Origin of the sequence: Vibrio penaeicida (assembly GCF_030689305.1) — a bacterium.
In the GTDB taxonomy this organism is placed as follows: Bacteria; Pseudomonadota; Gammaproteobacteria; order Enterobacterales; family Vibrionaceae; genus Vibrio; species Vibrio penaeicida_B.
Genome location: NZ_JAUYVM010000008.1, coordinates 228,337 through 240,806, shown reverse-complemented (window position 1 = coordinate 240,806; position 12,470 = coordinate 228,337). Strand labels below are relative to the sequence as shown.

The window sequence follows — 12,470 nt, the reverse complement described above, 5'->3', positions numbered from 1 at the left end:
TTTTCCGTGGCGCACGGAGTTTGGACAGCTGCGAAAGTCGGCTGTCCTTTTTTATTTCCATCCACGTACCGATTCTTTTTTCTACTTGTAATGTAAGGCTCAATAAACTTAGCCTAACAATAAGCTTATCGCGATAAAGAGCATCATAACGCCAACCAAGAACTCCAGTATTTTCCATGAAGAAGGTTTTTGAAACAAAGGTTTAAGTAACCTAGCACCATAACCTAGGCTGAAAAAGAACACGAGTGAAGCACTGACAGCCCCCAGCCCAAAATAGAATTTTGTTTCTTCATATTGAGTTGAGATAGAGCCTAACAGCACTACCGTGTCCAGATAAACGTGAGGGTTGAGCCACGTAAACGCTAGGCAAATTAAAACCGTTTTCTTCCAAGATGATTCGGATTCACCTACAAGGTTCATGGCATGAGATTCTTTAAATGCGGATTTGAAACTCAAAAAAGAATACACCAGCAAAAACGCAGCCCCACCGAAACGGGCAAATTGCTCTATCGAGGGGAATTCCTGAACAAGCGCACCAAAGCCGGATACTCCCATAGAAATCAGGATGGCATCGGATGTGCCGCACACTAAGCACACCAGAAAGACATGTTGTTTCTTTATTCCTTGCTTAATCACAAACGCGTTTTGCGAACCAATAGCCAGAATAAGCGAAAGGCTAAGACTAAAACCGGCTATGTAAGTTGATAACATTCAAATTCCTTTTACGTCATTAATGAGCAATCCTTAAATAAGCATGCCTGAAAAGTGACTCTTTACTCAAATAGTTATTCTGATGAGGCATAAGTAAAGCTAAAGGGGAGGAATGGAAGTTGTAGGATAAGTGTACCGACACGCCATGACTGATCGTGTCGGTTGGGTTTGAAACTAGGTAGGTGTTTAAAACTGAGAAGGGCTAAGCCGTCTGCTTGGCGAGCTCGAATTTTTTATTCTTATCGAGCTTTCCACTGAATCGAGTGAGAGCAATAGCTATGACAACGATAACTGCACCCACCCACGGCGTATGCATTAATCCCGCTTCTGCCACAATAAGCCCGCCACCCCAAGCACCTAAAGCAATGCCGACATTAAATGCAGCGATGTTCAGCCCAGATGCGACATCGACCGCGTCAGGTGTGTGTTTCTCTGCCAAGTTGACCACATAGACTTGCAACCCAGGTACGTTACCGAATGCAAATGCGCCCCAAATTAAAATGGTTGCCGTCGCGGCAATTGGGTTAACTGCTGTAAAGTTAAATACGACCAAAATAGTCGCGAGACCTGAAAAGATAATAGTGAGGGCTTTGATTGGTCCCATTTTGTCGGCCATTTTCCCACCCCAAATATTACCCACTGCGACTGAAACGCCGTAAACCAACATAATCAAACCAATGGCGCTAGAGCTAAACCCAGAGACTTGCTCAAGAATAGGCGCTAGGAAAGTGAACGCGGTAAAGGTGCCGCCATAACCCAAGGCAGTTATGGCATAGACAAGCAATAAGCGAGGGTGAGTGAGCACTCGAAGTTGCGAAGACAGCTTGGTGGCTGGTGGTTGCTTTAAATTGTTTGGCACAAGGAGCAAACTGAAAATCAAGGCAATTAGACCAAGCACGGCGACAGTTAAGAAAGTGGCTTGCCAGCCAAAAGTTTGGCCAATATAGGTACCCAAAGGTACACCCGTTACCAGGGCCACGGTTAAACCTGTAAACATAATCGCTATCGCGCTGGCGGCTTTTTCTTTTGGCACTAACCCTGTGGCAATGGTTGAACCTATCGAGAAAAATACCCCATGAGCCAGCCCAGTCAATATGCGAGCAACGATCAACGTATCGTAGTTTGGCGCTTGCCAAGCCACCAAGTTTCCGGCCACAAACAAGCTCATCACGAAAAGAAGCACGTGTTTGCGATTCCACTTTCCAGTGAGTGCGGTTAAAACGGGCGCGCCGATCGCGACACCGAGCGCATATAGGCTAACTAACAATCCAGCAGAGGGTAAGGAAACCTGTAAATCGGCCGCCATTGTAGGAATCAGCCCCACAATGACAAATTCGGTGGTCCCGATAGCAAAAGCGCTGAGCGTTAATGCGAGAAGGGCTAAAGGCATAGTGTTGTTCTCTCCATGACAGTTCTGAGAATGAAAGTTCTGAGAAGCACGTATCGTTCGATAGTGGTGTGTTTCGTACTTGTCCCAATGAATAGAGGCGAATTATGCGGAATCTAATAATTGTTAAAAATAGAGGTTTTAACAAATGACTTTTGTGGAATATGCAATAAAATGATTTCAGCTTATGAATGTAGAGAGTAGACATGCTAACCCGATCGGATGATTTAGAAATGTTACTGGCGGTGGTGGATTCAGGGGGATTTTCAGCCGCAGCCGAAGCATTAAACATACAGGTGGCACGTGTGTCGCGTGCGGTGAGTAAGGTTGAGCGTCAGCTTAATGTCTCCATTTTTAATCGAACGACACGTCGGGTAGAGCTTACAGAAGAAGGACGTCAGTTTGTCGATACGGTTAGGCTAGGTTTGATGCAAATCCAACAAGCAGAAGAAGAGGTCATTTCCCGTGGCGATCTGCCCAAAGGTCGGTTGCGAGTGGACGCAGCAAGCCCATTTGTTTTTCATCAGTTAGTGCCATTAGTAAAGCCATTTAATGACGCGTTTCCTAACATCCAGTTGGAATTGACGTCGAATGAAGGGTTTGTGGATTTATTAGAGAAGAAAACCGACTTGGCGATTCGGATTGGGAGACTGAACGACTCTACACTCCACGCCAGACCTTTTGGTAAAAGCACGCTATACATTGTTGCTTCGCCTGCCTATCTAGCGTGTCGCGGCATTCCTCAGAAAACCAGCGACCTCTCAGTACATGACACCATCGGCTTCTCAGGGGCTAGAGTGTTGAACCAATGGCCGTTAAAAGGGTTTGATGTATTAGATCCGAAATTTGTATCCAGTAATGGCGAGACCGTTCGTCAACTGGCATTAGCAGGTAATGGCATAGCGTGTTTGTCTGGCTTTATGGTGAAAAAAGACATCGAGGAAGGTCGGCTAATTCCATTACTCGAAACAGAAAAATTCTCAAGTGCCGATAGGGAACAGATCAATGCGGTGTATTACCGATCGTCGTCCGTCGCTAAGCGTATTTCGGTATTCATAGATTTTATTCAGCCAAAATTGTTGTTGTAACTTTTGTGCTCTCTACTGAAGGGGGAAAGAATTACCCTATCCCCTCACATTGTTCATCTTGGGCTTTATACGCTTCGAGATTTTTATCCTCTTCATCTTCAAAATACTCGTCACTTAACACCATAGATTGAATGCGATCGAGGCGAAAATGGCGGAAGTCTTTCCTTTTTTCGCACCAGCTAACGAGTAGCCAAACGGGGCTAAAAAATATCAGTGCAAGTGGGCGCAACGTTCGAGAAGTCGTTTTCTTGTTGTCGTCACAGTAATGAATGTCGATTTTTCGTTTTTCGCGTATGCATTCACGGAGGTCGGAGAAACTGATGCTCCACGGAAGAATCGCTTCACTTGGCATGGAGTAGGTAGTGATTTGTTGATATTCGCCTTGAAGCTGGGCTGGTAAGATTGCTTGAATTTTTTCAAGAGCGCTTGTTGCTTTCAATGCAAAGGGATCATCGGTCCATTGGCGTACCATGCTGATGCCAAGGCCAATCGCTTCCAGCTCATCAATATCAAAGGTGACAGGGGGAAGGTAGTATTTCTTGTCGATGATGTACCCTACACCCGCTTCGCCATAAATCGGTGCGCCCGACGTAACCAAATCTTGAATGTCTCGGTAAACAGTGCGAGTACAGATTTGAAATTCCTCGGCAATTTGCTGTGCGGTGACGGCGCGATGGCGGCTTCTAAGATAATGAGCCATTTTTAGTAGCCTATCTGCTCGTCTCATTCTTTTGCTCCTGCGTAGAAATTTGTTGTCATCACTGAATTTTGTACTTGTGGCGTTAGCTCAGTGATACGCCCTTGATTAGGTGAGTATATTAAATTAACCCTACTGACACCATGCTGTCAGTAGAGTGTCGTTATGCTCTATTCCACTCACCCAACATAGGAATAGAAGTGATGAAAAGAACAGCCGTTAACCCATGGAATTGGTCTTTGAATCTTGGCTACAGCCAAGCTGAAATTATTGAAGGCGCTAGTCGTCAGCTAAATTGCGCAGGGCAAACAGCGGTGGATGCAGAAGGTGCGCCGCAGCACATTGGGGACATGCGGAACCAAATTGCCTTGGCTATGGATAACCTTGAGACAGTGCTAAAAGCAGCAGACATGGGGCTCGCCAATCTTACTCAATTGCGTATTTACACCACGGATGTGGACGAAGCGATGAAACATTTCGATATTCTTGGAATGCGAATGGGACCAGTCAACGCAGCACCCCCAATGACGCTATTAGGGGTTACCCGGCTTGCGCTACCTGAGTTGCTATTTGAAATAGAAGCAATAGCCGTAGACTAATGGTTCTGGCGGTAGGCTATTGAATAACCACCAAAACATTCTCATTACTAAGCAAACCAGTATCAATTAAGTCGCAGAGTAAGCATTATTTTTCCTTCTTTGTTAGAATCCACAACAAGATAATAACGAGTAAGGATTTACATTATGAGAGTGTCTTTTTTAATTGTTGCTATGAGTTTTGTTCTTGGTGGTTGCGCAAAAACTTGGGAAGGCGTTAAAGACGATTCATCCGAGATTTGGAAAGATACAAAAGAGACTATCCACGACGCGACTGAGTAATAGGCTCATTTTAAACTGAATTATCAAAAAGCAGTGTATTTTGAATACGCTGCTTTTTTGTTGGAAAAACATTTCTGAGAGAGAAACACAGAACAACTCAGTGGCTTTGTTCCATATTAAATAGCGTTGTCTCTCGCTACACTGCTGCGCATTACTAAGGAGTTAAACAATGAGCGCATCAAACAACAAGATAAAATGGGGCATCGCAGGGTTAGGAAACATTGCGACGCGCTTTGCTACCGCCTTAACACAATATTGCGACAATGCCGAGCTGTATGCAGTGGCAGCCAGAGACCAAAACCGAGCTCAAGGTTTTGGAGAGAAATATGGATGCGATACCTTTTATGGAAGCTACGAAGCGTTAGCGAAAGATCCGAACGTACAAGCCATTTATGTGGCGACGGTTCATCCTTACCATCAACCTTTAACAGAATTGTTTCTTAAACATAAAAAGCATGTCCTAGTGGAAAAACCGGCTTTTACGAACGTAGCAGATTGGCTTGCTATGAGCGCATTAGCAAAACAACAGGGCGTTTTGCTATTAGAAGCCATGAAAACGGTGGCGTTTCCCGCATACCAAGAGTTGAAGAGCTACCTGGTAGATAACCAAATTCAACTTACTTCGATAGAAGCGGGCTTTGGTAATGAGCACGATTTCGATCCAGACTTGTTCATATTCAATCACGAGCTGGCAGGCGGGACGACATTGGATGTAGGCGTATACGGTTTATGGCTGTTCTGCGATTTGTGTGACACACTCAATGTTAAGGTTTCCACTCCAGCCGTTAAAATGTCGACCTCTTTTGCGCAGTCCAAAGTGGATGAAGATGCACTCTTCCAATTTGATGGCGCGATAAGCGGAACAATCTCTGCTTCCATCGTAAAAGACTTGCCTCGCGAGGCGGTGTTAAAAGGCAGGGATGTGACCATTACCATTCATGATAAGTGGTGGAACCCGAGCCATATCAGCATCGAAACTCAAAATGGATCTTTTTCTATAAACCACCCGATAAAAGGGAATGGGTTTGAATACGAGATAGAACATTTTTCCCAGCTCCTGCTTGATGAAAAGCGTCTATCAGCCGTTTTAAAACCTCACGTGACCGAGCAAGTACTGTCGATTATGGAACACAGCTTAGTAGACGCGGGTTACGCACACTTAACCCAGAGATAAAGCCCGTAACACAAAGAAAAGGATGGAATGGAAAACCTTAAACGCAAACTCGATATCTACGAACGGTTGTTTAGCACTTATGGCCCCGGAACATCGGAATGTCAGATAAGTGAACTGGCGGCGCTCTTGCACGTCAGTGAGCGGCACGTTCAAACGCTGTTGAAAAAAATGGTCGCAGTTGGGTGGATCGATTGGGTAGCCCAATCTGGGCGAAACAAAAAAGCGCGGTTGTCTTGTTGTATTGAGCCGATAGAAGCGTGTTATGAAATTGCGAATCCTTTGGCTGATTCCGGTAACGTAGAACAGCTTCTTAATGTGTTGTCTTTCGGGGGCAGAGATCCTCAAAAAGAGCTGGAAGCTTACCTAGCGCAATCGCAAGAAGCCATTCAACGAATCGCGTATATCCCATTTCATCGAGAGCTAGAAAGATTACACCCGTTCAGTTCTTTGCGCCGTACGGAACGTTTTTTGGTGACTCAGATCTGCCAACGATTAACGTGTATCCATAACGGTAAGTTAGAAGGCGACCTTGCTTATCAATGGCGTAGCAATTCCAGTGCGACGTGCTGGCATTTTCAAGTTCGCAGCGGCGTACATTTTCATGATGGAAGTTTGCTGAGTGCTCAAGATGTAGTGAGATGCTTGCAAACTCTCGTCTCAACTCAATGTTGGGCGCGTTTGTATCGGCACATAACAAGTGTGAAGGCGACGTCGAACGAGCTAATAGAAATCACGCTGAGTCAGGCAGATTGGTATTTACCTCGGTTGCTTTCACGAGCGGAAGCATCAATCTTTAAGCTGCCTTCCAGTGAACGTTTGATAGGGTCTGGCGCTTTTTCTCTTGATGTATTTTCATCGAAAATGCTTAGGCTTGGTCGGAATGACCGATACAGCCATAGCTCAGCCATACTGAAACGAGTAGAGTTGTGGGTTTATCCAGATTGGGCGAAAAGCAAAAGCTGCGCAGTAAACCAAGTGTGCCTACAAATGCCTGATCAAACACAATCCATTGAAAGCCAGAAACTGTCTACATTTTTAAAAATCCTTAACAAGGAAGATGGTACTGATATCGGATTTTGCAGCGACAACTTGAAGATAAGCAGCGAAGATACATCGGAATGCCAAGCGCTAAGTTTTGCTGCTTTAAACACGAACGGTGAAAATCATAAAGTTGAAGTTGTCCCATATGGGCACTACCACCAAGATTTCGAACAAGCTTTTTGCAGCATCATTGATGAAAATGATGCGTTTATTTCGTGGTTGTCTTTCTTTTGCTTATACCCATTTCGTTCAGATTGTTTTCAGAGCGATATCAAGGGCATTCGATCGCGCACAAATCATGCCGATGCATTGGAAGGGTTAGAAGCACTAAAAGCCAAAGCAAAAGCACTCGGAATGGTGGTGGAATTGAAGCAAGAGTCGTTCAATTTAGCGGTTTCCAAAAAAATTGAGAATGCACGAGTGAACGGGTTTGGTTGGTGTGAGTTAGGCGATATCTGGATTTCGGATCTGCCGTTAGAATTGTAGTTAGACATAATCTCTTCGATAGACGTAATCTATCCGCTAGTTGGAATTTGAAACAGTAGGGAAAATGAGCGAATCATCTGAACAGCGATTAAAACACTTCTTAGCTCGGGTGGTACCGAATATTCAGTACGACCCCCATGATCTTCAGCAGTTTTCTTTTGCTGATTACCAAGAGAAACAATCGATTTTTTCAGAGGGTGATATCGTTACGGATGTGCATTTCTTACTTCAAGGTGTTGGTCGATACTACTACCTTGATTCAGAAGGGTTAGAGCGAAACAAATCCCTAGTGAAAGCGGGTGGTGCATTTACTAGCGTAAGCTCGCTGGTCGCGACTGCTCCGAGCCCTTTTTATGCTGAAACCATCACATCATGCAGCCTAGCCTCTATCCCTTATTCCTCCCTTATAGCTTTGTCGGAAAAACACCCTTATTGGAACGCCTTTGTAAGAAAAATCTATGAGCAATTGGTTCTGAAGAAAGAACGTCGAGAGGCGGAGTTTTTACTATTGGATGCCAAAACACGGTACCAAAACTTCCTAAGCGAGTTTGCGGAAGAAAGCCACCTTATTCCATTACGTCATGTTGCTATGTACCTAGGTATTACGGATGTGACGCTTTCACGGATCCGCAGAGAGTTGGGCTTAACATAAGTTAAGGCTTGCCACTTTTCTAACAAGTAGACTGCAACTCCTCATTAAGTTTTTAGGATACGCAGATGAAAAAGTTACTTCCCCCCTATTTATTTGTGCTGACGGTTTTCGCGATGGGTGCTGTTTGTTGGTACTCAAATTCACCTCACTTAATCACCATGCCTTATTCATTTCTAGGTTTATTGTTTGTTGCTTTTGGTATTGCCCTCGCGGGTAGAAGTAGCGCTTTGTTTCGCAAAGTTGGAACCAACATAATGACGTTTGATGAACCGGGAAAGCTGGTAACAACAGGCGCATTCAAATTCACCCGAAACCCTATGTACCTTGGGTTCTCCATTTCGTTATTTGGATTTGCTGTTTTATTTGGCGCAGCTATCTCATCGTTTTTGTTGGTTGTGTTCTATGTTGTCGTTTCGGATCGGTGGTATATCGCTTATGAAGAGCGAGAAATGATCAAGAAATTTGGTGAGGAATACAGCCTGTATCGAAATTCTGTGAGGCGTTGGATCTAACCAGAGGCCAGGTTAACCCAAAAGGTCGTTGATTTAGGGGGACGAAATAAGGGGGAATTGCGTGCCACTTCATGCTATTCCCGTCAGTTTGCATGATGAATTCTGTTAAGGTTTGCCGCCTTACTTGGTGAGTAAACAGGTAAGCTTTTAGAAAAAGAAGTACTGAGAAAACACAATGACTGTAGAGATAAGATCCGCGTTACTAAAAGATATAAACCAAATTGCCCAGATACATGTGGATTCTTGGGGCGTAGCTTTTGAAGGATTAATGCCTCAAGGGTACATATCGGGCTATACCCTTGATGTGAGAAGAAAAGAATGGAGCAGCATCATTCAAACGGAAAGTGAATGCGTTATTGTTGCTGAGCGCGACCAGCAAGTGATCGGCTTTTTATCCTACTACATCAATCCCACCCACTCGGATGTTATCGAATTAAGCAAGCTGTACCTTTCCCCTTATCTATACCGGCAAGGTGTCGGAACACAGTTAATGAACGCGTTTAATCAAGTGGTAAAAGCAGAGGCTATCAAACGTATCTCTCTTTACGTTTTAGACAATAACCAATCGGCTATGAAGTTCTATCAAAAGCTTGGTTTTGTTGAGACTGGTGAATTCGAAAAAACGGAATACGACGGCGAAACCATCATTGATATTCGGCTTATGAAAGAAGTCGGAAAACAAAGGTTTCCTACTTAATATATTGATATTCAAAGTTATTAATGGATATTCCTCTTCTCATTTCTATATGAATACCTGAGAATCATAAGCCTTTGACATGGTATTGGAGACCATACATGAAACTAGGCGATAAAATTAAGAGTATGCGCAATGATTTAGGGTTAAGCCAGCCAGAGATGGCTGAACAAGCAGGGATTGAACAATCTTATCTTTCCAAACTTGAGAACAATAAATGTACTCCGTCCAACGACGTTTTCCTTAGATTACTGTCGGCACTAGGCACAAAAACAGATGATTTCATTCGTTCATTTGAATCAGAATACATTGAGTCAGAACTTTTAAAAATTCCAGATGTTAAAGCATGGGTCCAAAGCAAGCAGGCGAATAGCGATAACCTTCAGAAACGTATATTAACCATCTCATGCATTTTTTTAATTGCAGGTTTTGTGTTGTTTTACGCAGGGAAGAGTGCGGTCATTTTTGATGAAACTTACTATCGTTATGAATCTAGCGGGATCCTTTATGAAGGGGAATCGAAAGATTTATTGACGTCTTGGCGAGCAACGCTTCCATCAGGCAGCCAAAACCGAGAACAGCGAGAGCAGTTGATTAAATCATTCGAAGAACGAATGAAGACAGAAGTGGTTCTGAAGAAGGAGCGTTTAGGAAGCGAATTCAAGATAGATGTCGACGATGGGTATAGAGTCTTTAAGCTAAAAGGAAAAGTGGAGAAGGCAAGATTAGTCAACGGTTGGATAGAATTGCTTGGTGTATTTTGTTTTGTTTCAGGCATTGTTGGGCTATACGTAGAGCGAAGAAGAGCTAATTAATTATTAGGTAACCCCTGTCTGTATTGAGTTTTTTAAACATACCTCCCCCCTATTTAAAAGCCAGCTGAGCCCCTCAAGTATCCAAGTTAACGCGAATACTGAAAATTCAGGCGGTGAAGCTGGTTCAAATCCTGTTGAGCTAATACTGTAATAATAATACGTGTTATCCATTTAACCAATTGAAATTGCAAGATTTTGTTTTATTTTTTGTAGTTTCACTGGCTTGAGCTGTAAGGAAAAGGTCAAGTCGTCTCAAATAAGAGTCATGCGTTTAAGGCATTATTTGAGGGATTTTGGCGAGCTTTAACAGATCGTCGTAACTCAGCCAATAAGCAAAAATAAAATAGGGTAGGACGTGGAAAATAGAACGGATTGGGTCGATTACGCAAAAGGTATAGGTATTCTACTTGTAGTGTATGGGCATGTGGCGAGAGGGTTGTTCAACGCCAACATAGATATGCCTACTGCGTTTTATCATATGGCAGACAGCGTGGTTTATAGCTTTCACATGCCGCTATTTTTCTTTTTGTCAGGGTTGTTTTTTTACCGTTCGTTTTCCAAGCGAGGTGCTAAGAAACTGATGTTCAGCAAGGTGGACACCATTTTCTACCCGTATGTTTTGTGGTCTTTATTGCAAGGCAGTATTGAAGCCGTTTTATCGAACTACACTAACGGGAATGTATCTTTCAGTGATGTATTTGCATTGCTTTGGGAGCCAAGAGCCCAGTTTTGGTTCTTGTATGCGCTTTTCTTTGTGTTTCTAGTCAGCTCTGTCGTGTATTCCATCGGTTCTAAAGCGTTGGGGATGGGGCTTTTTGTCGTCACGGTATTGCTGTACGTATTTGCTTCATTTTTGCCAAACGTCACTCTGATTAACTACTTAACTCAAAACCTGGTGTTCTTCTCTTTAGGAATAATCTTCACTCAGTACGCTTTAGAACGCTTCTTTAAATCAGGTGTGGCACTGGGCGTTACGTTAATTTTATTTGCCTTTATGCAGTGGGTATATCACGGCTTATGGGGGTTGGACTACAGCCAGAGAGGGGCAGAATCACTGATTGTTGCTATTTGCTCGATAGCGTTTGTCACGTCACTATCCATCACGATATCTAAAGGATCTTTTGGTTTTTTGAAAACGCTAGGAGTAGCGTCGATGTCGATTTATGTCATGCATATATTAGCCGGCAGTGGCGTGAGAGTGGTGTTAACAAAAGGGATGGGGATCGAGTCTGCATCGGTGCATTTGATTGTTGGTATGGCAGTGGCCACACTGGCACCTTTAGTGGCGCACAAAGTCATTGAGGCGTTTCGTATTCCTTATATCCTATCTGCACCTATTTCTCGCTTTTTCCTGCCACGTAACTAATAAGATTTAGCTGTAGCTTCGTTAAACGACAACCCAGCAAAACAGTTCACTTTCTGCTGGGTTCTCTCAAAATAGGATACTAAAGGTTACTTGAGTATATATCTTGGGGTGTTACCAAGTGAGTGTTGGGTCAATGCACTGATAAACTTGACCAAGTGCACTGTCATCAGTAAGCAATTTCTGCGCTAAACGCGCGACTTCACTGCGATGGATCAGCCCATGCACTTCATCGTTCTGAGACAGCTCACCTTTCTCTGTGATTTCACCATCTTTCAGACCGCCCGGTCTTAAAATAGTGAAAGGAACGTTGCTGCTTTGAAGCCAAGATTCCGCCAAAGATTTTTCACGCACAGCCGCACCAAACCCTTGTTTTGAGCGCTCTGATAAGTACTGCCACGAATCCCCGCACCCCAGTGAGGTGACCAGCAAAAAGCGCTTAACGTCGTGTCCTTCTAGTGCATTAATTAAGTTGCGATGACCAATGTAATCTACGGGGACTTCAGCGCGGAAACTTCCCATGGTCGAAATAACCAGTGCTCCTTTAGGAATGTGACCGACGGTTTCCTTTACCTGCGCTTCAACGGTGGCATCACAGATCAACGCTTTAACCCCAAGTTCTGCAAGGCGAGGGTTTTTCTCTGGTGTGCGAGCAACAGCTATAACTTGATAATCGTGCTGATGAAAGTACTCAACCATAGCGGCGCCTAAACCGCTGGCTGCTCCCCAAATAACGACGGTATTCATAGTAAATCTCCAAATGTGAATAAGAATAATTTACATGTCTAACTATAAGATTACCAATGGATTAAACACGGAATCGTTTTCGTACACACTGGTCCGATCTAGATGGGACAAAGGTTGAATACAAGTGGCTCACACTCCTTGTAGGAAAGTGAAAATTTTAGTGGGTTAATTTCTACTGAGAAGCGAATCGCAGGGTTTACATCGAATCACCCGATTTTGGTTTTT

General features: G+C 43.7%; 14 protein-coding genes. 10 read left to right on the top strand and 4 right to left on the bottom strand.

The window, feature by feature from the left end:
• Nucleotides 1–108 precede the first annotated feature (108 nt).
• Entirely contained in the window at nt 109–711 is a 603-nt protein-coding gene (locus Q8W40_RS14925) for a LysE/ArgO family amino acid transporter (protein ID WP_305398295.1), read from the bottom strand.
• 202 nt (nt 712–913) lie between these two features.
• Complete coding sequence (locus Q8W40_RS14920) at nt 914–2,101, bottom strand: MFS transporter (RefSeq protein WP_305398294.1); 1,188 nt, start codon at nt 2,099–2,101, stop codon at nt 914–916.
• Between the two features lie 203 nt (nt 2,102–2,304).
• Between Q8W40_RS14920 and Q8W40_RS14915 the strand changes: the two genes are divergently transcribed.
• Nucleotides 2,305–3,186, top strand: a complete 882-nt coding sequence (locus tag Q8W40_RS14915; RefSeq protein WP_305398292.1) for a LysR family transcriptional regulator — start codon at nt 2,305–2,307, stop codon at nt 3,184–3,186.
• A gap of 31 nt (nt 3,187–3,217) precedes the next feature.
• Here the strand turns inward: Q8W40_RS14915 and Q8W40_RS14910 are convergent, their stop codons facing one another.
• Nucleotides 3,218–3,913: a helix-turn-helix transcriptional regulator gene (locus Q8W40_RS14910; protein WP_305398290.1), complete on the bottom strand. Its 696-nt coding sequence runs from the start codon at nt 3,911–3,913 to the stop codon at nt 3,218–3,220.
• A gap of 173 nt (nt 3,914–4,086) precedes the next feature.
• Between Q8W40_RS14910 and Q8W40_RS14905 the strand changes: the two genes are divergently transcribed.
• The 9 genes from Q8W40_RS14905 to Q8W40_RS14865 all read left to right on the top strand — a co-directional run bounded on the left by Q8W40_RS14905 (nt 4,087) and on the right by Q8W40_RS14865 (nt 11,501).
• Nucleotides 4,087–4,482, top strand: coding sequence for a RidA family protein (locus Q8W40_RS14905; RefSeq protein WP_305398370.1), 396 nt, complete (start codon nt 4,087–4,089; stop codon nt 4,480–4,482).
• A gap of 144 nt (nt 4,483–4,626) precedes the next feature.
• The gene (locus Q8W40_RS14900; protein ID WP_126607578.1) at nt 4,627–4,761 is read left to right on the top strand and encodes an entericidin EcnAB; all 135 of its coding nucleotides are present in this window, start codon (nt 4,627–4,629) and stop codon (nt 4,759–4,761) included.
• Between the two features lie 169 nt (nt 4,762–4,930).
• Nucleotides 4,931–5,935, top strand: coding sequence for a Gfo/Idh/MocA family protein (locus tag Q8W40_RS14895; protein ID WP_305398289.1), 1,005 nt, complete (start codon nt 4,931–4,933; stop codon nt 5,933–5,935).
• 27 nt (nt 5,936–5,962) lie between these two features.
• Nucleotides 5,963–7,462, top strand: coding sequence for an SgrR family transcriptional regulator (locus Q8W40_RS14890; protein ID WP_305398287.1), 1,500 nt, complete (start codon nt 5,963–5,965; stop codon nt 7,460–7,462).
• Nucleotides 7,463–7,526: 64 nt separating this feature from the next.
• Nucleotides 7,527–8,114, top strand: a complete 588-nt coding sequence (locus Q8W40_RS14885; protein ID WP_305398285.1) for a Crp/Fnr family transcriptional regulator — start codon at nt 7,527–7,529, stop codon at nt 8,112–8,114.
• A 65-nt stretch (nt 8,115–8,179) separates the two neighbouring features.
• Complete coding sequence (locus Q8W40_RS14880; protein WP_305398283.1) at nt 8,180–8,626, top strand: methyltransferase family protein; 447 nt, start codon at nt 8,180–8,182, stop codon at nt 8,624–8,626.
• A gap of 175 nt (nt 8,627–8,801) precedes the next feature.
• Entirely contained in the window at nt 8,802–9,323 is a 522-nt protein-coding gene (locus tag Q8W40_RS14875) for a GNAT family N-acetyltransferase (RefSeq protein WP_305398281.1), read from the top strand.
• A gap of 98 nt (nt 9,324–9,421) precedes the next feature.
• Complete coding sequence (locus Q8W40_RS14870) at nt 9,422–10,135, top strand: helix-turn-helix domain-containing protein (protein WP_305398279.1); 714 nt, start codon at nt 9,422–9,424, stop codon at nt 10,133–10,135.
• A gap of 355 nt (nt 10,136–10,490) precedes the next feature.
• The gene (locus tag Q8W40_RS14865) at nt 10,491–11,501 is read left to right on the top strand and encodes an acyltransferase family protein (protein ID WP_305398277.1); all 1,011 of its coding nucleotides are present in this window, start codon (nt 10,491–10,493) and stop codon (nt 11,499–11,501) included.
• A gap of 111 nt (nt 11,502–11,612) precedes the next feature.
• Here the strand turns inward: Q8W40_RS14865 and Q8W40_RS14860 are convergent, their stop codons facing one another.
• Nucleotides 11,613–12,245, bottom strand: a complete 633-nt coding sequence (locus Q8W40_RS14860; RefSeq protein WP_305398275.1) for an SDR family NAD(P)-dependent oxidoreductase — start codon at nt 12,243–12,245, stop codon at nt 11,613–11,615.
• Nucleotides 12,246–12,470 lie beyond the last annotated feature (225 nt).